Source organism: Stenotrophomonas sp. CASM110, assembly GCF_049384345.1.
Classification (GTDB): Bacteria; Pseudomonadota; Gammaproteobacteria; order Xanthomonadales; family Xanthomonadaceae; genus Stenotrophomonas; species Stenotrophomonas muris.
Genome location: NZ_JBMRGI010000005.1, coordinates 1 through 24,014, shown reverse-complemented (window position 1 = coordinate 24,014; position 24,014 = coordinate 1). Strand labels below are relative to the sequence as shown.

Here is a 24,014-nt window from a genome sequence, read left to right as displayed (position 1 = left end):
GTGCGGCACGTGGGGAATCGGTAACCCAGGGGCGATGCCGAGCGAGCTCGGCACCCAACGGGCCGGCGGATCAGCGGACCGCCTTGACGTTCAGTTCGTTGATCATCTGCTGGGCGGCCTTTTCGGCAGCCAGCTGCAGGGCATTGGTACGGGCCACGGTTTCATTCGGGCCGGTGCCGGAGAACTGCACCGGGCCGACCGACGACACGGTGCGCGGGAAACGACCGGTCACGTCCAGCACCTTGCCGGTGACAGTGACGAACACGCGGGTGTTGCCGCTGGCCGGATCGCGGTCACGCATGCCGACGTCGAGGGTGCCGACGGCGATGTACGGGATGTTGGCCGCACGGATGCCATTGGCGGTGTCGCGCAGGGTGGCCGGGGCCAGGTCGTTGCCGGTGCTGAAGTCCTTGCGGATGCGCTCGATGCTGAGCAGGCCGCGCGACTCGCCTTCCACGTACTCGGCTTCAACCACCTCGTAGCCGGCGGCGCTGAAGGCACCGGTCATCGCGGTGTTGACTTCGGCGGCGTTGGCCACCTTCCAGGTGATGTTGTCGGCGCGCGCGGTGGTGCTGCCGCCGCTGGTGACCGACACCGAACCGTTCTGGTTGATGCTGCCGTTGGTGCTGACCGAATTGCCGCGGAAGCTGTCGCCTTCACGGGTGTTCTCGCTGTAGCTGCTGCTGGCGTCGACGCGGCGGTATTCCTTGTCCTGGAACGACTGCACGGTGTCCTGCGAGCGCGCCATGAACAGGAACGTCAGCAGCGAGCGCTGCGCAGCGGTGGCGCCGGCCACGGCCGAACCCGCATCCAGCTTGGTCTGCAGCAGGGTGGTGTTGATCTCGGCGCGGACGGTGACGCTGTAGGTCTTGGCCTTCTTGTCTTCGGTGTCCGACAGCTGCACGGCGCTGAGCACGTAGCGGTCGATCTCGCCGATGAACTCGGCGCGGCGCGCCTCGAACAGGCGCAGCTTGGCCGCACCGGTTTCGGCGATGTACGCCTCCAGGGCATTGACCTTGGCCTTGTTCAGGGCCTGGGCACGGGTATCGGCGCTCAGGCGCAGGCCGTAGCTGGCCGAGCCGGTACCGCGCGAACTCGCGGTCTGCGCAGCGACCGGCGAGGCCACCGCCAGCGCGATGAGGATGAGCAGGATGGTACGCATCAACGACATGACTTGATCAACTCCTGGAGGGCTTGGGTCTGCTGCTGCAACGGGCGGCCGCCCGGCTTCTGTTCGTCCAGCCAGGCGCGCGAATCGGCACGCTTGGCGGCGGCGCCGGCGAAGGCGTCGAAGCCGGCCAGCAGGGTTTCGTAGCTGGCCGACCACTGGTCGACCTGCCACTGCGTGACCGGCACCACCTTGGTGGCCCCCTTGCGCAGCGGCTGTTCGAAATAGACCTTGCCCGAGAACGGCTCGCTCACCTTGGCGGTGAAGAAGGCGCCGAACAGCATCGTCTTCATCGCCGGGGTTTCCTCGATCACGCCGTTCTTCAGTGCATCGACCTGCAGCTGGATGACGTAGTCGGGTTCGGGAATCTTCAACTGGTAGACCTTGCCGTCGGCAAAGCGGGCGGCCATCGCACCGCCGATCGCCTGGCCCGAGGCCGGCGGCAGCAGGCCAACGCCGGTGTTGGACGACAGCGTCTTGGACAGTTCGTGCGCAAGCGTGGCACGCAGCGGTGCTTCCCACTTCGCATCGGGCAGCTTGGCGCGTGCAGCGTCGGACAGGGTCACCCCGCCCACCTGCAGGCGACGCACGGCGGCATCGGGCAACCGGGCCTGCGCCAGGCTGGCCGCCAGTACCTGCGACAGGCTGGTATCGGCACCGCCGTACAGCAGATCGGCGACGATCGCGTCGATATCGTCGTTGTCCGGACGGTAGTCCTGCACGTCGATGCGCTGCAGGGTGAGCGGATAGGAGGCGATCACCTGGCGCTCGCGGAAGTCGAAGAACAACGCCTGCAGCGCCACTTCCACCAGCACCTTGTACTGGTCGCCGATCGGTTCGACCGAGACCAGCTCGCGATCCAGCGCAGCGGCCAGCACGGTGGCACTGGTGGTGCCGTCGAGCATCGCCACCGGCTGGTCGATCAGCTCCAGGTGGGCCGGTGCGCGGCGCTTGAGCGACTGTGCCAGCGTCTGGTTCAGCGGGACCAGCCCACGCCGTTCCAGCACCGCGTGCGCATGCGGGGTGGTCGCCTGCACGGCGGCGGCGTCAGCGGTATAGGCAAAACCGGCCCAATAGGCCTGCTGTGATTTGTCCGCAGCCTGCACCGCCATCGGCCATACGGCCACGCACAGGGCACAGGCAAGCAGGCGCGCAAAAGCGCGCGATGCGCTCTTCGTCCTTGAATACATCCAACCGCTCCTCGGTCAATACGCACGGATCGCGGACGCTGATGCGTCCGCTGGGCGCGAAACATAGCCGCTCAGGCGGCCGGCGACAAGTGCTGCCTTTGTCGGCTCAGTCCGTGGGGGGCAGGCCCGCCCGTTGCCGCAGCAGTCCGCGCTCGGCCTGGTTCTGGCTGAGCCGAGCGGCTTGGCCAAAAGCGTCACGCGCATCCTGCTCACGCCCCAGTGCCTGCAGCAGCTCGCCGCGCACCGCCTGCAGCGGCGCATAGTCGCGCAGGCGCGCGTCGACCAGCAGGGGCTGCAGCTGCGCCCACGCGGCGAACGGGCCTTCGCTGCGCAGGATCGCCACCACCCGGTTCAATGCCACCACCGGCGAAGGTTGCACCTGCAGCAGCTGTGCATAGAGCGCGGCGATACGCGGCCAGTCGGTCGCGTCGGCGCGCCGCGCAACCGCATGGCAGGCCGCGATGCGCGCCTGCAGCACATAAGGATCCTGGTCGCCACCGATGGCCAACGCGCGCGCCAGCACCTGCTGCCCGCGGTCGATCTGCAGCCAGTCCCAGCGCGCGCGGTTCTGCTGGTCCAGCAGCACCGGCGCGCCCTGCGCGTCCACCCGTGCCGCTGCGCGCGAGGCCTGCAGTTCCATCAGCGCCAGCAGGCCCAGTACCGGCGGCACCGGCAACCGATGCGCCAGGATGCGGGCCAGCCGCAGCGCTTCCTCGCACAGCGCCGGGCGCATCCAGTCATCACCGGCGCTGGCGGCGTAGCCTTCGTTGAACACCAGATAGATCGCTTCCAGCACCGAGGCCAGGCGCTCCGGCATCGCGTCGGCGCGTGGCACTTCATAGGGCACCTGCTTCTGCGCCAGCGTGCGCTTGGCGCGCACGATGCGCTGGGCGATGGTCGGCTCCGGCTGCAGGAACGCACGTGCAATCTCGACGGTGGTCAGGCCACCGAGCAGGCGCAGGGTCAGTGCCACCCGCGCATCGGCCGGCAGCACGGGATGGCAGGCCACGAACATCAGCCGCAGCAGGTCATCGCCCAGGTCGTCCTCCAGTGCCTGGCTGTCATCCGGCGCCGGCAGTGCCGCCGGATGCAGTTCCTCGCCCCACTGCGCATGCTGCTGCGCCACCCGCTGGTGCTGGCGCAGCACATCGATGGCACGGTTGCGCGCGGTGGTCATCAGCCAGGCTCCGGGGTTGTCCGGGATACCCTGCTCCGGCCAACGCTCCAGCGCGGCCAGCCAGGTGTCCTGGGCCAGCTCCTCGGCACGGCCGACATCGCCACCGAGCAGCCGCGCCAGGCGCGCAATCAGCGCTGGCGACTCCATCCGCCAGAGGGTTTCCAGACGCTGCGTCAGTGCGGGCTCGAGCATGCGCCGATCACAGCACGCACGCCCGGCCCGCACAAGCGCCGCAGCTCACGCTTCAACAATCGGCTTGAAACCGCCCCAGAACATGCGCCGGGTATCGAATGGCATGTCCTTCGGGCCCAGCGACGCCAGCCGCGGATCGGCCATCACCTTTGCGTTGATGCGGTCGCGTGCCGCGCGCGAGCGGAACACCACGAAGGCGACGATCACCGTCTCGCCCGGTTTCGCCTTGACGGCGCGCGGGAACGAGGTGCTCTTGCCCGGTTCCACATCGTCGGCCACGCATTCCATGTACTGCAGCGCGCCATGGTCCTTCCACACCGCGCCGGCCTTGCGGGCAAGGCGGCGGTAGGCCGCCACCTTGTCCTGCGGGCACGGCAGCACGTAAGCGTCCACGTAAGCCATGCGGGTTCTCCCTGCGGCGGCCGTCAGCCCGGCTCGCCGTCCATGTGTGCGATTTCCCAGAGATGGCCGTCCAGGTCCTGGAAGCCACGCTGGTACATGAAACCGTAGTCGCGCGCGGGCTGCGGTTCACTGGCGCCGGCCGCCAGAGCCTTGTCCACCATCACGTCCACCGCCTTGCGGCTGTCCGCCGACAGGCAGGTGATCACCTCGGTCTGGCTGCGTGCGTCGGCGATCGGCTTGGTGGTGAACTGCTTGAAGAACGGCTGGGTCAGCAGCATCACGAAGATGCTCTCGCTGATCACCATGCAGGCGGCATCGTCATTGGTGAAGGTCGGGTTGAAGCTGTAGCCCAGCGCTGCGAAAAAGGTCTTGGACGCGTTCAGATCCTGCACGGGCAGGTTGACGAAGATCATCTGCGGTTGCGGTGCACTCATCGGTGAAGCTCCTTGTGGATGAAAGAAAGAGAGGAATCAGGGCTGCTTCATGCAGTTGACCATCCACGGCTTGCCATAGCGGTCGACCAGCATGCCCCAGCGGTGCGCCCAGAACGTTTCGGCGATCGGCATCTGCACCTGGCCCCCCTCGGCCAGCGCGGCAAACACGCGTTCGGCTTCTTCGATGCTGTCGACATCAACATTGATGGTGGTCGAGCCACCCTCGCCGCCGCCGGGGCCGTCGGCCGCCATCACGATGGCGTTGCCGATCTCCAGCTGGCTGTGGGCGACGTGGTCCAGGGTTTCCGGCGGCATCTCGTTGCAGCCCGGCGAGCCATCGGAGGGCGGCATGTCGCGGTATTTCATTTCCGAAGTGACCTGGCCACCGAGTGCCTTGGCGTAGAACGCCATCGCCTCGTGGGCCTGGCCGCTGAAGCCGAGGAAGGGAATCAGTCTCATGGCAATACTCCGTGATGTGGTTCAGGGCGGTAGCGCCGGGTCGTGCCCGGCGTGGAGATGAATCGGGTCAACCTTCCAGCTGTGCACGCAGACGCTGTTCCTGCTGCTGTAATTCGGGGGTGAAGGCTTCACCGAAGTCTTCAGCGGAGATCAAGGGACGCAGTTCGAGCGTGCCGCCACTGCCGAACGGCGCGCGGCTGGCCCATTCAACCGCTTCGTCCAGCGACCGCACCTCCCACAGCCAGAAGCCGGCGATCTGTTCACTGGCAGGACCGAACGGACCGGCCTCGACCTGGGGTGCCCCGCCGCCGAAGTGAATGCGACGGCCGCGCTGGGTGGCGTGCAGGCCTTCACCGGCCAGCATGATGCCGGCGGCCACCAGTTGTTCGTTGAAGGCGCCCATTTCGGACAGTTCCTGTTCGCTGGGCATGCGGCCGGCTTCGGAGTCGGCGTTGGCCTTCACGATCACCATCACTTTCATTGCGGTCTCCCGTGGGGACGCGTGGTGCGTGCCCTTCATTGGGTACAACGAACCAGGGGGCTGGGAATCGACACGTCCTCTGAAAATTATTTCTTCCGTGGAAAGCGCGCCTTCGGCGGAGGTCGGCGAAGGCGAGCTTCTGCGCTGCAACATGCCCACGCGACATCCTGCGCCATCATGGACACCCCGCCCCCGCCAGGACCGTCCCATGCAGCAGTACCTGCTTCTGATCTATATCGAGCCTGCCCTGCTGCAGGCCCTGCCCATCGAAGAATTCAACGCGCTGATGCGCGACTGCCTGGCCCACGCCGACAAGCTGCAGGCCGAAGGCACGCTGCTGGCCGCGCAGAAACTGCAGCCGGTCGACACTGCACAGACCCTGCGCGTGCGTGATGGCAACAGCCGTGTTCTCGATGGCCCGTTCGCCGAAACCCGCGAACTGCTGGCCGGCTTCAACCTGATCGTCGCCCGCGACCGCGACGAAGCCATGCGCATCGCCCGCGACTTCCCGTGGGCGCGCTTCGGCAGCATTGAAGTGCGGCCGCTGGAAGACATGGACGCCGAGCGCGAACGCTGCGGCGCCCCGGCTGCGGCTATGGCAGCAGCCGTACCCTGATCTCGCGCGGGCCGACGCCTTCGTTGCCGCTGTAGTCGCGCACGCTGGCGCGCACGATGTACTCGCCCGGCGGCAGCGCCGCCGGCTGCCAGCGCCCGGTTTCCATCAGGCCATCGCGCACGGTGTTGGTGGCCAGGTAGCGGAAACGGGTGACCGCGCTGCCATGCACGGTGATGCCGCTGTCCGGTGCGTAGGCCACGCGCACAGCTTCCTTCTGCGGCGGCATGCGGTTGAACACGATGTTCCAGCGCGGCTGCTCGTAACCCTGCAGCGCTCGGCCATCGGCGTCGAGGATCTGGTAGCCCACCTGGTACATGCCCAGGCGGCGGCGCGGCAGGTTGTTGTCGACCTGGTCCCAGGCCTCGACCACGATCTGCACGCCGCGGCCCTGGCGCGCCACCATCACCACGCCATCGCCGCCCGGCGCCATCGGCTGGTCGTTGTCGTCCAGCAGGGCCACATCGGTGATGCGCGGCGCGAAGTGGTCGGCGTAGCCCTGGAAGCCCAGCGCCACCGCGTTGGTCTCGAAGCCGCCGGTACCCACCGCCAGGTGCACGTGCGCCTGGTTGTTGATGCTACCCAGGCGGTCACCGACGTGGATGCGCATGCCGCGGCGCACGCGCATCCGCTCCAGCCTGCCCTGCTCGTCGTACAGCGCCTGCCAGCGCGCATCGTAGGGTTCGTCGCGCGGGGTGCGGCCGACCCGCATGTGGATGTACTTGAGGCGATCCACGACCAGGCCCTCGGCCTGCTCACCCAGGTTCCAGGCGGCCACCGGGCTGCTGATCTTGCCTTCGGCGATCGCCAGCACGGTCTGGCCCACATCACCGCGCACGTCGAAGCCGCCATGCAGGTGGTGGCGGCTCTCACCGGTGAAGTTGCCGCGCACCTCGCCCAGGGTGCCGACCACTTCGTGCCAGCCGTCCTGCGGTGCCAGCGGCCAACGGCCCCCGGTCTTCGGCAGCGCGGCATCGGCAGCCGGGCCGACCAGTGCCGGTGCCGGCAGGTCGCCCACCGGCAGCGGGCGCAGGCGATGCAGGCGGTAGCTGGCGGCGTCGGCCACCAGCACGCTGCCATCGGCATCCAGCGCCAATCCGCTGGGGCGGGCCAGGCGCGGCAGGCGGCCATTGCCGACCAGCGCGATCTGATGGCCCTGCGGCGTCACCTGCACGATGCGGCCATCGAGATCACCCACGTACAGCACGCCGTCATGGGTGGTGGCCAACGACAGCGGCCCATTGATCACGCCACCGGCGGCGACCACGGTGCTGACCGTACCATCGGCACCCACCCGGCGCACGGCGTTGTTGAACAGGTCGGCCACCAGCAACGCGCCCTGCGCGTCGAAGGCCAGCGCCACCGGCGTATCGAAGCGCGCAGCGGCGCCCACGCCATCGGCAAGGCCCGGCCGATCACCACCGGCCAGGGTGCGCACGCTGCCATCCGTACCGATCACCCGGATGCGATCGTTGAACGTATCGGCCACGTAAACCTGGCCCTGCGCATCCACGGCGATGCCCATCGGCGCATCGAAGCGGGCCTGCGCGGCAGGGCCGTCGGCGTGGCCCTGTTCGCCACCGGCCAGCGTGGTCACCTGGCCATCGGTGCTGATGCGGCGGATCGCATGGTTGCCGGTGTCGGCCACATACAGGTTGCCCTGCGCGTCGGCGGCAATGCCCGAAGGCGTGTTGAAACTGGCCTGCAGTGCAGGGCCATCGACACGTCCCTCGCCCTGCCCGGCCACCGTTTCAACGCGGCCATCGGGAAGGCGGCGACGGATCCGGTTGTTGTCGCCGGCATCGGTGAAATAGACGCTGCCATCGGCACTGCGCAGCAACGCGTACGGATCGGCGAAGCGTGCCTGCGCGGACGCGCCATCACGGTCACCCGGGTGGCCATCGCCGGCCAGCGGTTCGATCTGCGCGGTCCACGCCAACGGCGTCGGAGCCGGACCCGCCGGTTCAGCCAGCGTATGCAGCGGTGTCTCCCACCAGGTCGCAGCCAATGCCACTACCGTCGCCAACGCCACGCCTGCCGCCATCCATTGCCACCGTGCCATCGTGCTGCGCTGCCTGCCTGCTGTCTGAAGAGGCACCGACAATAGACGCTGCGCGTGCGATCCGCCACGGCCGATTGTGCGGCTGAACGCCAGAATTCGCTTCGTCGTGCTTGTCCTCGCTGGCTGCAGCAGGTTCAATGCGGTTCCCACGGATGGAGATTCTCCATGCCCCGCGTTCTCCCGCTCACCGCCCTGCTGCTGGCCGCATTGGCCAGCACATCCGCCACTGCTTCGATCACGGTGGCGCCGCAGAAGCCGTCAATCACCGCCGATGCGATGCACCAGGCCTATGCCACGCGCTGGGATGAGGCCATCCAGCAGTCACGCAGTGGCAACACGCTGGGCGCGCTGATCAGCATGGAACGGCTGATGGAGGATCCCCTGCTGGACGACTTCGATGCCGAGCATCGTGGCCGCGCCTCGCAGGTCGCTGGCTGGACCGCACTGATGCAGAAGAAGCCGGCCCTGGCCCGCCGCTACCTGCAGCGGGCGCAGGAGGCCCTGCCGGAGGATGCACAGATCCTGCTTACCCAGGTGTCGGTGGAACTGTCGGACAACCAGCCGGCCGCAGCCACCACCTTCCTGGTGAAGGCACTGCAGCATGCCGACGCGCCGCTGCCGGTCGATCACCACGCCATCAACTGCCTGCAGTACCGCCTGCGTGACCAGCCGATGAAGCGCATGGACCTGCTGCAGGCGCTGTTTGACAACGGCTGGAAAAGTGCCGGCCTGGAACCCACCGGGCTGTGGCTGACGCTGGCCACGCTGCAGGCCGACAATGGCCGTGGCGACGGCATTCCAGCCACGCTGGCCCGCATCGACAGCCCGGCCGAGATCATCCGCCTGCGCAGCGACAAGCGCTTCGACCGTTATGTCGATCGCGGCGATGCGCGTTTCGATCCGGTGCAGGCGGCGCAGCGCCACCTCGATGAACTGCGCGTCTCCGGCCTGCTCGACCGTGCACTGGACGCGCGCATGGCCGAGTTCAGCACCACCCTGCTCATGCTGGACCGCAACGAGGAAGTGCTGTCGTTGACCGAGGGCATGGCCGGTGCCGCGAGCAACGGCGAATCACCTGCCGCCGCCGAAGCGGAATGGGTGGCCTGGCTGCTCAACAGCCGGCTCACCGCACTGCGCCGGCTGGGCCGCACCGATGAGGCACTGGCCACGGCGCAACAGGCCCAACGCATCGGCGCACTCGGCCCGGATGGTGTCGAGCACCAGATGAATGTCGGCTTCGTCTTCAGTTCGCTGGGGCGCATGCAGGACGCTGCGCAGGCAGTGAATGACATGCCGGGCCTCGCCGGCTACGGCAAGGCCGCGCAGGCGCTGCTGCAGTTCGCCGCCGCCCGCGAGCGTGGTGATGCCAAGGCGCGCGAAGCGGCACGCGCGGTGATCCTGGCCCAGCGCGAGGATGCCCGCCTGTTCCATCGCGAAATGCTGCTGGAGGAAGGCAACCTGGACGGTGCCGCCGCCGTGCTGATCGAACAGCTGCGCTCGCCCATCGAACGCGGTGAAACCCTGGCCAGCCTGCAGGACATGCGCACGTATCCGTCATTGCCGGGTGATGTGCGCATCGATGCCGCGTGGCGTGCACTCAAGCAGCGTGCCGACGTGCAGGCCGAGGTCGCCCGCGTCGGCCGCATTGAACGCTACGACCTGGTCAGCAGCTCCACCTCGCGCTGAGCAGCTTTTGTGTAGAGCCGAGCCGATGCTCGGCTGCAACTGGCGCAGCCGAGCATCGGCTCGGCTCTACAACGCCACGTGCAGGCGGCACCGTCCGCTAGCGCGCCGGCACCTCGGTGCGGATGCCCATCGCTTCGCGGTAGCGTGCGTACAGCGCCATCACCTTGTCCACGTAGGCCAAGGTTTCGGCGTAGGGCGGCACGCCCTTGTAGCGGGTGACCGCACCGATGCCCGCGTTGTAGGCAGCCGCCGCCAACGGGCGGTCGCCGTTGTAGCGGCGCAGCAGCGCGCGCATGTAGCGCGCGCCACCCTCGATCGACTGCTGCGGCGAGAACGGATCGCTCACCCCGTATTCCTGCGCGGTTTCGGGCATCAGCTGCATCACGCCCTGTGCGCCCTTGCTGGATACCGCCAGCGCGTCGAAATTGCTTTCGGCGTGGGCGATGGCACGCAGCCAGGCATCATCGACGCCGGTGGCCTTGGACGCGGCCTTGAACTGCCTGGCGTGCTGCGCCAGCTGCGGCGTGCCGACCTTGCCCAGGCCTTCGTGCGCCGGCTCGCCTGGCGGCGTGGCCACGGTGAACTTCAGGAACACCCGTGAGCCGGGCAGGTTGCGCGTGGAGTAGACCAGCGCCCCGTCCTGTTCGCGCTCGTACAGCACGCCGCTGAACACGCCCATGTTGCCCCACAGGTTCGGGGTCTGGACGGCGTTGTCGTCGATCTCCTTCGGCGTGCACCGCGATCCCGGCTCCGGCGCGGTGGCCAGGCTGACGGTGTTGCCCTGCACGCAGCGGTAGACGGTGCGCGCGGCGGCCAGCCCGGGCCACAGGCTGGGCAGCAGCAACAGCGCGAGCAGGACGGGGCGAGGGGACATGGCGGCCGGATGATCCGGCCGTGCCCGCTAATGTTGGGTGAATGGGGGCCGGCAGGGCGGCGTCCTGCACCCGTGGTAGTGCCGGCCGCTGGCCGGCAACCTCCCGCGACCTGCCGGGGTAAGATCCCGTTGCTGAGCAAGGGGATCTGACCCCACTTCGGATCACTTCGCGGTCCTCCGACGCACCCAATAGCCCACGCCCAGCAGCACGAACCACGCCGGGCTGGCGATCAGCGCCTGGCGGGTGTCGCCCTGCAGGCTCAGCAGCACCAGCACGGCGGCGAAGAACACCAGGCACGCCCAGCACATCGCGACGCCGCCGGGCATCTTGAAGATCGATGCAGCATGGCGCTCCGGATAGCGACGGCGATAGGCCATGTAGGCCACCAGGATCAGCGACCAGACGAAGATGAACAGCACCGTCGCCAGCGTCGTCACCAGGGTGAAGGCGGTCACCAGGTTGGGAATCAGGTAGATCAGCAGCGTGCCGCCCAGCAGGCACAGGCACGAGAACAGCAGGCCACGGGCCGGCACTGCGGCGCGCGACAGTTTCGACAGCCCGCGCGGGGCGTGGCCCTCTTCGGCCAGGCCGTACAGCATGCGGCTGGTGGAGAAGATGCCGCTGTTGGCCGAGGACGTGGCCGAAGTCAGCACCACGAAGTTGATCAGGCTGGCGGCGGCGGGAATGCCGGCCAGCACGAACAGCTGCACGAACGGGCTCTTGTCCGGCACCACCTGGCGCCACGGGGTGACCGCCATGATCGCGATCAGCGCCAGCACGTAGAAGATGATGATGCGCACCGGGATCGAGTTGATCGCCTTGGGCAGGTTGCGCTCGGGGTCGGCGGCTTCGGCGGCGGTGGTGCCGACCAGCTCGATGCCGACGAAGGCGAACACCGCAATCTGGAAGCCGGCGAAGAAGCCGACCAGCCCCATCGGGAACATGCCACCGTCATTCCACAGGTTCGACAGCGACGCGGTGTGGCCGCTGGGTGAGGTGAAGCCCCACGCCACCAGCCCGGCGCCAGTGATGATCAGCGCGCAGATCGCCACGATCTTGATCAGCGCGAACCAGAATTCCATTTCGCCGAACAGCTTCACCGTCACCAGGTTCAATGCCAGCAGCAGCATCACGCAGGCCAGCGCCGGTTTCCAGGCTTCAAGCCCGGGGAACCAGAACTGCGCGTAGGCGGCAATGGCGATCACATCGGCGATGGCGGTGACGATCCAGCAGAACCAGTAGGTCCATCCACAGAAGAACCCGGCCCACGGGCCGAGCAGGTCGGTGGAGAAATCGATGAAGGATTTGTACTGCAGGTTGGACAGCAGCAGTTCGCCCATCGCGCGCATCACGAAGAACAGCATCGCGCCGATGATCAGGTAGACGAAGACGATGGAGGGGCCGGCCAAGCTGATGGTCTTGCCCGATCCCATGAACAGGCCGGTGCCGATGGCACCGCCGATGGCGATCAGTTGCAGGTGGCGGTTGGACAGGCTGCGGCGCAGGTGCTCGGGGGGCGTTGCGGGCTCGGTCATGGGCGCGGGCAAAAGGGGCGGGCGAAGCATTCGACGGTAGTCCTCCGCGGCGCCGAGCGCCAGCGCCAGACGGACCCATTGCGTCAAAGCGGGCCGCTTTCACCACAATGTGACCGAATACCGTATTGATCCCATTCCGCCCGGCCCGGCGCCATGCTCAGATAGCCGCACCTGCCCAAGGACCGGCCCACCATGCGCCCTGCCCCGCCCGCCCCGCTGGAGCCCCGGCCATGAGCCGGCTGCGCGTCATCATCGGCGGCACCGCACTGGCCCTGCTGGCCGCTGCGCTGCCGATCGCGGTCATGGCCTACGCCACCTGGGACCGCGCGATCAGCGTCGAACAGCAGCGCCTGCGCGACATCGCCGATCGCACCCTGCGCCGCTCCGACCTGTCCTACCAGGAAGCGCTGGCGGCACTGAAATCGGCCGAGGCCGGCGCCTATGTACCCTGCAGCCCCGAACACATCCGGCGCATGCAGACCCTGGTGATGACCACCCCATCGATCGACCAGATGGGCTACTTCGAAGGTGGCAAGCTGCGCTGCACCTCGTGGGGTCCGTTCCTGTCCGATGTGGATCAACCCACGCCGGACCACGTCACCAGCGATGGCGCAGGCATTGCAGTGGATGTGCGCCCGGAAATCAGCGGCCGCCGCCAGGTGCTGGCGGTCCTGTATGGGTCCTACGACGCACTGGTGGACCCGCGCCGCTTCGTCGATGTCATTGCCGACCCGAACGTGCGGCTGGCGCTGGCCAGCCCCGATGGACGCCTGCTGGCCAAACAGCCCGGCCTGGATCCGGACCTGCTGCAGGCACTGCTGCGCGACCCCGGCGAAGGCCTGGATCACGCCACGCTGTTCGCCAGCGCGCGCAACGAGGAATGGCTGGCCATCGCCACCACGCCGCGCACCGCGCTGGCCGCCGCCTTCCGCCAGCAGGCATGGCTGTACGTGCCGGTCGGCCTGCTGCTGGCCGCCGCCGGGGCCGGCCTGGTGATCTGGCTGTCGCGGCGCCGCCTGTCGCTGCGCGGTGAGCTGGCCACCGCCATCCGCCGCCGCGAGCTGTACCTGCATTACCAGCCGATCATCGAACTGGACACCGGCATCTGCGTCGGCGCCGAGGCGCTGGTGCGCTGGCAACGCCCGGATGGCACCCAGGTGCGGCCGGACCTGTTCATTCCGCTGGCCGAAGAGGCCGGCATGATCGCCGACGTCACCGACCTGGTGATCGAGAACGTGGTGCGCGACATGCGCGAGCTGCTGGTGGCCGACCGCAGCGCGCACATCGCGATCAACCTCGCCGCCGAAGACATCAGCAGCGGCCGCGCCCTGAAGATGATTTCCCGGCACATGGCCGGCAGCGGCATCCTGCCGCAGCAGATCTGGATGGAGGCCACCGAACGTGGCTTCCTCGACCTGGACCGCGCGCGCACCATGCTTGCCGCCGCCCGCCGCGCCGGCCACAGCGTGGCGATCGACGATTTCGGCGTCGGCTTCTCCAGCCTGCAGTACCTGCAGCAGCTGCCACTGGATGCGCTGAAGATCGACAAGTCGTTCATCGATGCGATCGGCACCGAAAGCGCCACCAGCCCGGTCACGCCGCACATCATCGACATGGCCAAGGAGCTGGGCCTGTGGGTGGTGGCCGAGGGCGTGGAAACCGAAGCGCAGCTGGCCTACCTGCACAGCCGGCATGTGGAATTCGGCCAGGGCTGGCTGTTCTCGCGGCCGCTGCCGCGTGATGAGTTCGTCGCCTTCCACCACAAGCGGCAGCAGCAGTACGGCGCTGCACGCGAGCACATGCAAAACCCGCGCAGCGTGCCGATCGAGCGTGAAGGGATCGAGTAGGACGGCCAACGGCAGAGCCCCTGGTGGTGGGTCGCGTACAGCTATCCCGGCGTTGGCCGGGACGGTCTCTGACAGGTTCTGGCGGCGGCCCTACCACGGAATCAACAGAAGAAAGCAAACGCGGGTCGCTGCACTCGGTAGATCCACGCCATGCGTGGATGGCGCGGCCCACGGTAGTGCCGGCCGCTGGCCGGCACCGCATCATCGTTGAGCGCCGCCTACGCCCACGCCTTCGGCCGTGCCAGCAACCACGCGACGGTCACCGCCAGCAACAGCAGCGGCAACCATCCCAGCTGGCTCGGGCCGCTGGCCTGCAGCAGCACGCCGCCCGCCACGCCGCCGGCCGCAATGGCCAGGTTCCAGCCGGTCACCAGCATCGACTGCGCCAGGTCCGCAGCGGCGCCGGCGCGTCGTGCCAAGGCGGTCTGGAACAGGGTCGGCACCGCACCGAACGCCACGCCCCACAGGATCGTCGCCAGCAGCAGCGCGCTGGCCACGCCGGGCCATACCAGCAAGGCCAGCACCGGTACGATGAAGCCGATCACCGCCGCCCACACCAGCGCACGCAGGTGGCGATCCACGCCCCAACCAGCAATCCCGATGCCGGCAATCGCCGCCACGCCGAAGGCGAGCAGCAGCCGGTCCAGCCACGGGCCGGCACCCGCCTCCACCGCCAACGGTTCGATGTAGGTGTAGAGCACGTTGTGCGCCAGCACGTACAGCACCATCACCAGCAGCGCGCTGCGCACGCCCGGCATGCGCCAGACCTTGGCCAGCGACGCACGTTGACCGGCACCGGCCGCAGGCAGCGCCGGCAGTGCCCAGCGCGCGTACGCCAGCAGGCCCACGCCCAGCACGCTCATCAGCGCGAACGCCCAGCGCCAGCCGACCTGCTGGCCCAGCAACGTACCGGCCGGCACGCCCAGTGACAGCGCCAACGGCGACCCCACCATCGCCACCGCGATCGCGCGCCCCTGCAGCGACGGCACCACCATGCGTGCGGCATAGCCAGCCACCAGTGACCACAGCAGGCCACCGCTCACGCCGGCCAGGAAACGCGCAGCAAGGATCAGCGCATAGCTGCTGCTCAGCGCCGTCAACGTGTTGACCACCACGAAGCCGGCGATGGCCGCCAGCAACAGCGGACGCCGCGGCAGGCGCTGGGTCAACGCTGTCATCGGCAGTGCCGCCATCACCGAGCCCAGCGCATACACGCTCACCAGCTGGCCCACCGCCGCATCACTCACGCCCAGGCTGTCGCCCATCGGTCGCAGCACGCCGGCCGGCAGGGTCTCGGTCAACAGGGTGATGAAGCCGCCGCCGGCCAGCGCCAGCAGGCCCGCCCACGGCAAGCGTGTGGCCTCACCGGCCGGGCTGGCCGCATCGATGGCGTGGCCGCTCATCGCGCAGCCTCCAGGTCTGCATAGACCGCATCGCGCAGGTCATCGACGAAGGCACCATCCATGCCTTCGTACAGGGTGTTGGTCAGCGCCACCACGCTCAGCCCACGCGCCGGATCAACAAACCAGCTGTGCCCATAAGCACCGCCCCAGCGCCAGGTGCCTTCGCGCTGCGGCGTGCCGCTGGCAGCGGCCTCGCGCAGTACTGCAAAGCCCAGCCCGAAGCCCCAGCCGGCCGGTTCCGGCGGCCCAAATTCGCCCACCTGCGGGCTGGCCATCTCTGCCGCCAGCGCGGGCGGCAGCAGGCCGGAGCGCTGCACGTCACGCAGCGCCTCCAGCACCGACATCACGTCATCGGCAGTACCCACCAGGCCGGCGCCGGCCGAAGCGAAACGGCGGGCATCGAGGGCACGCGCAAGGCTGTACTCGATGCCCACCGTTCCCTCGAACGGCGCGACCACCTCCCCTTCCTGCAGGCGATGCGGCTGGGGCGTGTCGCTCACATACGGCGTGGCCAGCCGTGCGGCAGCGCGCGTGGCGAACGCGGTATCGCGCAGGCCCAGGGGGGCAGCCAGCAAACGCTTGAACAGCACCTGCAGCGTTTCACCGGTCGCCGCTTCGGCCACTGCACCGGCCACGTCCACGCCCAACGAGTACAGCCATTGGCTGCCCGGTTCGAACAGCAGCGGCGCCTGTGCGATACGGCGCACGTTCTCGGCCAGGGACACCGGGTTGGCGTCCATGCCATCGCTGACGCCGACCCGGGCGTACGGTCCGTGCGCATCGGCTTCCAGGAAACGGTAGCCCAGCCCGCTGCTGTGGCTGAGCAGCTGGCGCAGGCTGATCGGCGGCCTGCGGCCATCGGCCAGCGCCGGCCGGAAGTCCGGCAGCCAGCGCTGCACCGGCGCATCGAGGTCGAGCACGCCCTCGGCCACCAGGCGCAGGATCACCGTGCTCAACAGCGGCTTGCTGACCGATGCCAGCCGGAACAGCTGATCGCGCTGCATCGGCAGGGCCGACTCGCGATCGGCCTGCCCGGTCGCGCTGGCATGGCGCAGCACGCCGTGCTCGCACACCAGCACCACCGCACCGACCAGGCGCGTCGGGTGGACCTGCTGCAGCAGCCGCTGCACCGAAGGCAGCATCGGTGCAGGTTCGAGGGAAAGAGCGGCATTCATCGCGGTGATCCGTGGGGAGAGGCCCGCCACGTTAGGCAGCACGGCGCAGCGCAAAAAGCCGGTCGCCGCTCCGGGCATCATGGACCGTGGAGTCCGCAATCGGCATGATGGCCGGAACTGCAAGGCCGCAACAGCAGGCGCCCCCACCCTGCACCACAGTGTTGCGGTGGCGGCGCCGCCCGCCGTGATCACGCCGCCCCTACCCTGCCGCTTTCATTGCCCCTACGCCGATGTCAGTCCTGGACAATCTCGCCAACCTGCAGACCTTCGTGCACGCCGCCGACACGCGCAGCTTCGTCGAGACCGGGCGCCTGCAGGGCATCTCCGCATCGGCCGCCGGCAAGTGCGTTGCCCGGCTGGAGCATGCACTGGGCGTGCGCCTGTTCCACCGCAGCACGCGCAGCATCACGCTCACCGCCGAGGGCCAGCTGTTCCTGGCGCGCTGCCGGCGCATCCTCGACGAGCGCGATGCCGCACGCACCGAGCTGGCACAACCGCACGCCACGCCCAGCGGCACGCTGCGCATCAGCCTGCCGCTGGTCGGCGATCTCACCCTGCCGTTGATGGCCGAGTTCATGGCGGCGTATCCGGACATCCGCCTCGACCTGGATTTCAGCGACCGCCTGGTCGATGTCATCGAGGAAGGCTTCGATGCGGTGCTGCGCGTCGGTGAACCCAGCGACTCGCGGATGAACGCACGCCGGCTGGGGGTGTTCCCGCGCCGTGTAATCGCCTCGCCGGGCTACCTGCAGCGCCGCGGGGTTCCGCGCACGCCGGCGGAACTGATGCAGCACACGCTGCTGCACTATCGCTTCCCCAGCACCGGCAAGCTGGAGCCGTGGCCGATCCACTGGCCCGATGACGAAGCACCGCAGGAACTTCCGGTGCACATGGTGGCCAACACCATCGAAGCGCGGGTGGCGCTGGCACTGCGTGATGTCGGCCTTGCCTTCGTGCCGGTGCACTCGGTGCGCGATGCGCTGGCCGACGGCCGCCTGGTCACCGTGCTGGAGGATCATGTGCACTCCTGCGGCACCTTCCACCTACTGTGGCCTTCGGGCCGACACGTGCTGCCGAAGCTGCGGGTGTTCATCGACTTCGTCGGCGCCCGCCTGGACACCGTGCCGTAGATCCACGCCATGCGTGGATGCTTAAGGTCAGCCGAGCATGGCTCGGCTCTACCGCTGCACGCAGCCATTCAGCCAGTCCCGCTATACTGGCCCCTCATTCCTCCAAGAGGCTCGCGACCAATGCGCCATTGATGCCGCCGTCTTCCCATCAGACGGCCTGACTCTTCCCGCCCCTGCGCGCAGGGGAGAACCCGGCATCCATGGAGGTCGCATGACCCCGCATTCCCTCACGCTCGATCGCGTGTCGTATCGACTGGCCGACGGCCGCCCGCTGTTTTCCGATCTGACGTTTTCCTTCGATCCGGTCGCCACCGGCCTGGTCGGTGCGAATGGCGCTGGCAAGAGCGTGCTCGCACGCCTGCTCGCCGGCCGGGTGCAGCCAGAGAACGGGCAGGTACGCGGCAGCGGCCGCGTGTTCCTGTTGCCGACGCCCGGCTATCCACCCGCTGGCACGGTCGGTGAACTGGCCGGCGTTGGCGCTGAACTGGCCGCACTGCAACGCATCGAAGCCGGCAGCGTGGACGAGGCCGACTTCGCCTGCGTCGGCGACCGTTGGGACCTGCGCGAGCGCCTGCAGCAGCAATGGCAGGCGCTACGGCTGCCCGACGACCTCGATCCCGCCCAACCCGCCGCGCGCCTCAGCGGTGGCCAGGCCATGCAGGTGGCGCTGTCCGGCGCCTGGGCCAGCGGCGCTGATTGGCTGATCCTGGACGAACCCAGCAACCACCTCGATGCCCGCCATCGCCAGCAGTTGCACGAACGGTTGCAGCAGTGGCGCGGCGGCCTGCTGGTGATCAGCCATGATCGCGAACTGCTGGCGCACATGCAGCAGATCGTCGAGCTCGACGCGCGCGGGCTGCATCGCTATGGCGGGCCGTGGCAGCACTACGCCGACGCGCGTGCCGCCGAACGCGAAGCGGCCGCGGCACAGCTCGACCACGCCCGCGCCCAGCACCGGCAGCAGCAGCGCAGTGCGCGCGAACAGCACGAACGCCAGCAGCAACGCCAGGCACGTGGCAATCGCGATGCAAAGCAGGCCAACCAGGCGCCGATCCTGCTCGGCCGACAGAAACAACGTGCAGAGGGCAGCCACGGCCGCGCACAGCAGGTACAGGCCGAGCGCCTGCAGGCCAGCGCAGACCAGCTGCGCGCTGCGGCCTCGGCGGTTCACGCCACACCGGAGCTCGCACTGTTTGCCGGCGAGGGGGAACGCGGCAGCGCACGCCTGCTGCAGGCCGAGTCGCTGGTGCTGCCGCATGGCTGCCGCGCGCCGTTGCAGCTGGACATCCGCCGCGGCCAGCGCATCGCAGTGGTTGGTGACAACGGCAGTGGCAAGTCCACGCTGTTGCGCGTGTTGGCCGGCCAGTTGCCTGCACGCAGTGGCAACGTACAACGGCATGCACCACTGGCGCTGCTCGACCAGCAGCTGCTGGGGCTCTCCGGCGAACGCAGCATTCTCGACACCGTGCAGGCTGCCAACCCGGCGGCCGATACCGGTGAACTGCGCACACGGCTGGCCCTGCTCGGGCTGGACGCGCAGCGCATCCAGCGTGCAGCCCATCACCTCAGCGATGGCGAACGGGTGAAAGGCGCGCTGGCCAGCGTGCTGTATGCCGATCCCGCACCGCAGATGCTGCTGCTGGACGAGCCCGGCAACGCACTGGACCTGAGCGCGTTGCAGGCACTTGAAGAACTGCTGGTGGCATGGCCGGGAGCGCTGGTGATGGTCAGCCACGACCGGCACCTGCTGCAGGCGTTGCAGCCGACGCAGGTGTTGCAGGTGAGCGCCGAGGGTTGGCAGTGGTGTGACGCCTTGTAGATCCACGCCATGCCTGGATCTACTGCAGCAGCCGAGCATGGGCTCGGCTCTACAGGATTGGCCGCGACGGATCACATTGTAGAGTCGAGCCATGCTCGACTCCGCCATGCATCCATCCACGCATGGCATATCGACCAGGGGTAGTGCCGGCCGCTGGCCGGCAACCCATCGATCCTCAGTGCACCGTCACCGCTTCCACACCGGGAACGCCTGCGGCAACTGATGCCACAGCAGCGGGCCCGCACGCAGCTCCTGGTCGTTGAGCAGGCAGGCATCCAGTTCCGCACGTACCGCACGCTCATCCATGTGCACGCCGATCACCACCAGCTCCTGGCGGCGATCCCCCCACAACGGGTGCCACAGGCGTTGCATCGCCGAGTGCGCGGCCGCATCCGGGAAGTCTTCCGGCCCCGGCAACGGTGCGCTCCAGCAATCGGCCTGCTGCCGCGCCCAGCCCAGGTCGCTGTACGGCAGCGGCGTGGGCGGCAGCAACGGCGGCGTGTCCTCCAGCCCGGCACGCACGCGATCGCGAGCGGCGTACCAGAACCCCGCCGCCTGCGTCCGCGTCGCGGCACCTACGGTGTTCAGCTCGCCCACCCAGTCCATGCGGTTGGCCAGCCAGAACCAGCCCTTGCTGCGGATCACGCCCGGCATGCCCGACTGCAACGCGCGGGCGAAACGCGCGGGATGGAACGGTCGCCGCGAGCGGTAGACGAAACTGGCGATGCCGTACTCCTCGGTTTCCGGCGTGTGCTCGCCACGCAGCTCCTTTACCCAGCCCGGCGCACGTTGCGCACGCTCGAAGTCGAAGCGACCGGTGTCCAGCAGCTCGGCCAGCGGCACGTCACCGAAGCTGGACAGCAGCAGTTTCGCGTCGCGGTTCAGGCCACGCAGCACGGCCAGCGTGTCCTGCAGCACTTCGTCATCGGTCTGATCGACCTTGCTGACCACGATCACGTCGGCGAACTCGACCTGTTCGCACAGCAGGTCGACCACGCCGCGATCGTCATCCGGCCCAGCCTGCTGGCCACGCTCGGCCAGGCGCAGCGTCGAGCCGAAGTCGGCGAGGAACGCGCTGCCATCCACCACCGTCACCATCGTGTCCAGGCGCGCGATGTCACTCAGGCTGAAGCCCTGCTCGTCGCGTACCGCGAAGGTGGCCGCCACCGGCATCGGCTCACCGATGCCCGTCGACTCGATCAGCAGATAGTCATAGCGCCCCGCATCGGCCAGGCGCCGCACTTCCTGCAGCAGGTCATCGCGCAGCGTGCAGCAGATGCAGCCATTGCTGAACTCCAACAGCGTCTCTTCGGTGCGGCGCAGTTCGGCGCCGCCCTCGCGTACCAGCTGCGCATCGATGTTGACCTCGCTCATGTCGTTGACGATGACCGCCACACGCAGGCCCTCGCGGTTGCGCAGGATCTGGTTGAGCAGGGTGGTCTTGCCGGCCCCGAGGAAGCCGGACAGCACGGTGACCGGAAGGCGACGGTCGGCGCGGGAAACAGTGTTCATGTCGGAGCGGGTTGGCTGCGGAACGGAAATGTTACTCTATAACAATTGCTGCGCAAGGAACCTCCCCCCATGAAGTCGCCTTCTGCCGCCCTGCTTGATGCCAGCGCGGTCGCCCTGTCCAGCCTGTGCCTGCTGCACTGCCTGGCGCTGCCCCTGCTTGCCGCCGCGCTGCCGCTGTTCGGCACGTGGGCCGAAGCGGAATGGGTGCATCTGCTGTTCGTGGCCATCGCCTTGCCGCTGACCGGCTACGCGCTGTGGCGGGCAGAACGCCGTCACCCGCTGCCCGTGCTGGCCTGGGCCACCGCCGGCGCCGGGCTCGGCCTGCTGCTGGCCGGCGCGTTGACGCTGCCCTCGCACGACTGGGAAACACCGATGACGGTCACCGGCAGCCTGCTGCTGGCCGCCACGCATATCTGGAACGCGCGACACCGCCACGGGTAGTGCCGGCCGCTGGCCGGCAACCTCATGAACGGGGAAGACAACCTGCAGTCGCCGGCCAGCGGCCGGCACTACCTGGTCATTTGCCGTAGCGGCGCAGCAGCTCGACCAGCACCTGGGCCTCGGCCGCCCGCTGCTGCGGGTCTTCGGCGCCCACCACGTGTTCCTGCAGGTGCTCGTGCAGCAGCTCCATCAGCAGGCTGTGGGCGGCACCGCGCACGGCGGCAACCTGCACCAGCACGTCCGCACAGTCGCCGGCCTCACCCTCCGGCCTGTCCAGCGCCTGCTCCAACGCCGCCACCTGTCCGCCGATGCGGCGCACCCGGGTCAGCAACTGCTTTCGATGCTTGTGTACATGAGCCATGCCGGAATCATATACCCTATGGGGGTATCCACTCCACCGCTGGCCCCCATGCACCTGGACGCCCTTGCCGCCGCCCGTCGCCACGAACACCGCTTCGACGACGGCAACCCGCTGGCCGAACGCAATACCCGCCGCGCCCTGTGGCTCACCGTCAGCATGATGGTCGTGGAGATCGTCGGCGGCTGGTGGTTCAACTCCATGGCCGTGCTCGCCGACGGCTGGCACATGAGTTCGCATGCGCTGGCGCTCGGGCTCTCGGTGTTTGCGTACCGCTGCGCACGCCGCTACGCGCACGACCCGCGCTTCGCCTTCGGCACCTGGAAGATCGAGATCCTGGCCGGCTATACCAGCGCCATCGCCCTGCTCGGCGTGGCCGCGCTGATGGCCGTGCAGTCGCTGGAGCGGCTGTGGGTACCAGCACCGATCCACTACAACGAAGCCATCGCCATCGCGGCGGTCGGGCTGGGCGTGAACCTGCTGTGTGCCTGGTGGCTGCACGACAGCCCGGGCCACGCGCATCATCACCATGGCCATGACCACGGGCATGGCCACGAACACCACGACCACGGCCATGCGCACGGTCACGACCTCAACCTGCGCTCGGCCTACGTGCACGTGCTGGCCGACGCCGCCACCTCGGTGCTGGCCATCGTCGCCCTGCTCGGCGGCAAGCTGCTCGGCCTCACCTGGCTGGACCCGGTGATGGGCCTGGTCGGCGCCGTACTGGTCACGGTGTGGGCGGTCGGCCTGCTGCGCGACAGCGGCCGCATCCTGCTCGACGCGCAGATGGACGCGCCGGTGGTGGCCGAAGTACGCGAGGTGATCGAACAGGGCCCGTGGCCGGCACGCCTGGCCGACCTGCACGTCTGGCAGGTCGGTCGCGGCAAGTACGCGGTCAGCGCCAGCGTGGTCACCAGTGACGCCACGCTGGATGCCGATACCGTGCGCAACGCCCTGGCCATCCACGAAGAACTGGTGCATGTAACGGTGGAGATCCACCGCAGCGAGTGATGCACGCCAGGTAGTGCCGGCCGCTGGCCGGCAACCCCATGAACACCGCACGCCACCTGCAGTTGCCGGCCAGCGGCCGGCACTACCGCTAGAGCTTCAGCATCATCCGCAGCAGGTACATCAGCAGCGGCAGCGCGCTCAGCACCGCACCGCTGATGCCGATCCATGGCCAGCGCTCGCCACGCACGCGCGCGGCCACTGCCAGGCCGCCGCCCACCAAGGCCGCGCCCAGCACGCCCACGCCCAGCCCAGCGGCCATGCCATTGCCACCGGCAGCGACTGCCGCCTGCGCCGCCACGGTGCCTGCCCCCCACCCCACAGCAATCCCCAGCCAACTGGCCACGCCGCACCACGGTGCCTTGCCCTGCGCCATCCGAAAACCCCTGTGTCCTTGCCGAATTTCTGTACGGGCCGCGCCCGCGTGCTGCCTACACTAGCCGCACCTGCCCTGTAGGGACATCCCATGCGCACGCTCCGCCTGCTGCTGCCCGGTGCCCTCCTGCTGCTCACTGCCTGCGGCGACGATGCGCGGCTTCCCTTCTCCGCCGACCCATTGCAGGGCTGCTTCGCCACCGGCGCGCGCAAGCCCGCCGACTTCCGCATCGACAAGGAAGGCGGCCAGTACTTCGTTTCCTTCAGCCGTGGCGAGCAGTGGCAGCGCGAACCGAACGCCCTGCACAAGGCCACGTCCAGCGAGATCAGCCGCTACTTCCGCGACGACGCCGACCAGATCGACAATGCCCTGATCCGCATGTCCGGCGGCTTCGGCATCTTCCACTTCAACAAGGGCGCGACGCTGAAGGGCAAGGCCAGCGACAGCGACTACATGGCGCTGATGCTGATCGGGGCTGGGCCGGTGTATGCGGTGAAGTGCGATTGAACTGTAGAGCCGAGCCCACGCTCGGCTACGTTTGCAGTAGCAACTGTCTTGTCAGGGGCAGCCGAGGGCCACCTCGGCGTCCCGCTTACGGGCGTTGAGGATCACCAGCATTTTGCGCATGACCGCCACGAGCGCCACCTTGCTCGCTTTGCCCTTGGCCT

General features: G+C 68.5%; 23 protein-coding genes and 1 pseudogene. 8 read left to right on the top strand and 16 right to left on the bottom strand.

Going from position 1 to position 24,014, the window contains the following annotated elements; translation table 11 throughout:
• Nucleotides 1–70: 70 nt before the first annotated feature.
• The 7 genes from VG561_RS05220 to VG561_RS05190 form a co-directional block, all read right to left on the bottom strand.
• The gene (locus tag VG561_RS05220; RefSeq protein ID WP_014645777.1) at nucleotides 71–1,171 is read right to left on the bottom strand and encodes a hypothetical protein; all 1,101 of its coding nucleotides are present in this window, start codon (nucleotides 1,169–1,171) and stop codon (nucleotides 71–73) included.
• A complete protein-coding gene (locus tag VG561_RS05215) occupies nucleotides 1,162–2,358 on the bottom strand; it encodes a hypothetical protein (protein WP_414612184.1) in 1,197 nt (398 codons plus the stop codon). Before VG561_RS05215 ends, VG561_RS05220 begins: the two co-directional genes overlap by 10 nt.
• Nucleotides 2,359–2,464: 106 nt before the next feature.
• A complete protein-coding gene (locus tag VG561_RS05210) occupies nucleotides 2,465–3,727 on the bottom strand; it encodes an RNA polymerase sigma factor (RefSeq protein ID WP_414612185.1) in 1,263 nt (420 codons plus the stop codon).
• Between the two features lie 45 nt (nucleotides 3,728–3,772).
• Entirely contained in the window at nucleotides 3,773–4,129 is a 357-nt protein-coding gene (locus VG561_RS05205; protein WP_014645774.1) for a DUF1428 domain-containing protein, read from the bottom strand.
• A gap of 23 nt (nucleotides 4,130–4,152) precedes the next feature.
• Complete coding sequence (locus tag VG561_RS05200; protein ID WP_014645773.1) at nucleotides 4,153–4,563, bottom strand: VOC family protein; 411 nt, start codon at nucleotides 4,561–4,563, stop codon at nucleotides 4,153–4,155.
• Nucleotides 4,564–4,599: 36 nt separating this feature from the next.
• The gene (locus VG561_RS05195) at nucleotides 4,600–5,022 is read right to left on the bottom strand and encodes a VOC family protein (RefSeq protein WP_014645772.1); all 423 of its coding nucleotides are present in this window, start codon (nucleotides 5,020–5,022) and stop codon (nucleotides 4,600–4,602) included.
• A 67-nt stretch (nucleotides 5,023–5,089) separates the two neighbouring features.
• A complete protein-coding gene (locus VG561_RS05190; protein WP_014645771.1) occupies nucleotides 5,090–5,503 on the bottom strand; it encodes a YciI family protein in 414 nt (137 codons plus the stop codon).
• A gap of 208 nt (nucleotides 5,504–5,711) precedes the next feature.
• Between VG561_RS05190 and VG561_RS05185 the strand changes: the two genes are divergently transcribed.
• Complete coding sequence (locus tag VG561_RS05185; protein WP_012479004.1) at nucleotides 5,712–6,119, top strand: YciI family protein; 408 nt, start codon at nucleotides 5,712–5,714, stop codon at nucleotides 6,117–6,119.
• Here VG561_RS05185 and VG561_RS05180 read toward each other — a convergent pair.
• A complete protein-coding gene (locus VG561_RS05180; protein ID WP_049441465.1) occupies nucleotides 6,097–8,178 on the bottom strand; it encodes an NHL repeat-containing protein in 2,082 nt (693 codons plus the stop codon). The genes VG561_RS05185 and VG561_RS05180 overlap by 23 nt on opposite strands.
• A gap of 165 nt (nucleotides 8,179–8,343) precedes the next feature.
• Between VG561_RS05180 and VG561_RS05175 the strand changes: the two genes are divergently transcribed.
• On the top strand, nucleotides 8,344–9,864 hold the full coding sequence (locus tag VG561_RS05175; protein ID WP_423179430.1) for a hypothetical protein: 1,521 nt from the start codon (nucleotides 8,344–8,346) through the stop codon (nucleotides 9,862–9,864).
• Nucleotides 9,865–9,961: 97 nt separating this feature from the next.
• Here the strand turns inward: VG561_RS05175 and VG561_RS05170 are convergent, their stop codons facing one another.
• Together VG561_RS05170 and cycA are read right to left on the bottom strand one after the other, a co-directional pair.
• On the bottom strand, nucleotides 9,962–10,738 hold the full coding sequence (locus tag VG561_RS05170) for a lytic transglycosylase domain-containing protein (RefSeq protein WP_032962246.1): 777 nt from the start codon (nucleotides 10,736–10,738) through the stop codon (nucleotides 9,962–9,964).
• A gap of 162 nt (nucleotides 10,739–10,900) precedes the next feature.
• Entirely contained in the window at nucleotides 10,901–12,274 is a 1,374-nt protein-coding gene (cycA, locus tag VG561_RS05165; protein WP_142235382.1) for a D-serine/D-alanine/glycine transporter, read from the bottom strand.
• A 230-nt stretch (nucleotides 12,275–12,504) separates the two neighbouring features.
• Between cycA and VG561_RS05160 the strand changes: the two genes are divergently transcribed.
• Nucleotides 12,505–14,121, top strand: coding sequence for an EAL domain-containing protein (locus VG561_RS05160; RefSeq protein WP_049441460.1), 1,617 nt, complete (start codon nucleotides 12,505–12,507; stop codon nucleotides 14,119–14,121).
• A gap of 218 nt (nucleotides 14,122–14,339) precedes the next feature.
• On the opposite strand, the gene VG561_RS05155 is transcribed toward VG561_RS05160, so the two are convergent.
• Both VG561_RS05155 and VG561_RS05150 read right to left on the bottom strand, forming a co-directional pair.
• Complete coding sequence (locus VG561_RS05155; RefSeq protein ID WP_014645765.1) at nucleotides 14,340–15,524, bottom strand: MFS transporter; 1,185 nt, start codon at nucleotides 15,522–15,524, stop codon at nucleotides 14,340–14,342.
• A complete protein-coding gene (locus VG561_RS05150) occupies nucleotides 15,521–16,699 on the bottom strand; it encodes a serine hydrolase domain-containing protein (RefSeq protein ID WP_423179429.1) in 1,179 nt (392 codons plus the stop codon). The genes VG561_RS05155 and VG561_RS05150 overlap by 4 nt, the downstream gene beginning before the upstream one ends.
• A gap of 230 nt (nucleotides 16,700–16,929) precedes the next feature.
• Between VG561_RS05150 and VG561_RS05145 the strand changes: the two genes are divergently transcribed.
• Both VG561_RS05145 and VG561_RS05140 read left to right on the top strand, forming a co-directional pair.
• Nucleotides 16,930–17,829, top strand: coding sequence for a LysR family transcriptional regulator (locus tag VG561_RS05145; protein WP_049406919.1), 900 nt, complete (start codon nucleotides 16,930–16,932; stop codon nucleotides 17,827–17,829).
• Between the two features lie 211 nt (nucleotides 17,830–18,040).
• Complete coding sequence (locus tag VG561_RS05140) at nucleotides 18,041–19,648, top strand: ATP-binding cassette domain-containing protein (RefSeq protein WP_423179428.1); 1,608 nt, start codon at nucleotides 18,041–18,043, stop codon at nucleotides 19,646–19,648.
• Nucleotides 19,649–19,834: 186 nt separating this feature from the next.
• Here VG561_RS05140 and VG561_RS05135 read toward each other — a convergent pair whose 3' ends face one another.
• Nucleotides 19,835–21,160 carry a GTP-binding protein gene (locus VG561_RS05135; protein WP_423179427.1) on the bottom strand — a complete coding sequence of 442 codons (1,326 nt, stop codon included), beginning with the start codon at nucleotides 21,158–21,160 and terminating at the stop codon, nucleotides 19,835–19,837.
• A gap of 69 nt (nucleotides 21,161–21,229) precedes the next feature.
• Here VG561_RS05135 and VG561_RS05130 point away from each other — a divergent pair, with 69 nt between their 5' ends.
• A complete protein-coding gene (locus tag VG561_RS05130; protein WP_423179426.1) occupies nucleotides 21,230–21,601 on the top strand; it encodes a MerC domain-containing protein in 372 nt (123 codons plus the stop codon).
• 76 nt (nucleotides 21,602–21,677) lie between these two features.
• Here VG561_RS05130 and VG561_RS05125 read toward each other — a convergent pair whose 3' ends face one another.
• Entirely contained in the window at nucleotides 21,678–21,962 is a 285-nt protein-coding gene (locus VG561_RS05125; RefSeq protein ID WP_041863029.1) for a metal-sensing transcriptional repressor, read from the bottom strand.
• A gap of 48 nt (nucleotides 21,963–22,010) precedes the next feature.
• Here VG561_RS05125 and dmeF point away from each other — a divergent pair, with 48 nt between their 5' ends.
• Nucleotides 22,011–22,973, top strand: coding sequence for a CDF family Co(II)/Ni(II) efflux transporter DmeF (gene dmeF, locus VG561_RS05120; protein WP_046428557.1), 963 nt, complete (start codon nucleotides 22,011–22,013; stop codon nucleotides 22,971–22,973).
• A gap of 88 nt (nucleotides 22,974–23,061) precedes the next feature.
• Here dmeF and VG561_RS05115 read toward each other — a convergent pair whose 3' ends face one another.
• Nucleotides 23,062–23,346 (bottom strand): hypothetical protein, encoded by a 285-nt coding sequence (locus tag VG561_RS05115; protein WP_032961769.1) that lies wholly within the window; start codon nucleotides 23,344–23,346, stop codon nucleotides 23,062–23,064.
• Nucleotides 23,347–23,436: 90 nt separating this feature from the next.
• On the opposite strand from VG561_RS05115, the gene VG561_RS05110 reads away from it, so the two are divergent.
• Nucleotides 23,437–23,853, top strand: a complete 417-nt coding sequence (locus tag VG561_RS05110) for a hypothetical protein (RefSeq protein ID WP_075076834.1) — start codon at nucleotides 23,437–23,439, stop codon at nucleotides 23,851–23,853.
• A 51-nt stretch (nucleotides 23,854–23,904) separates the two neighbouring features.
• Here the strand turns inward: VG561_RS05110 and VG561_RS05105 are convergent.
• Nucleotides 23,905–24,014, bottom strand: a pseudogene (locus tag VG561_RS05105) (IS110 family transposase); the annotation flags it as partial.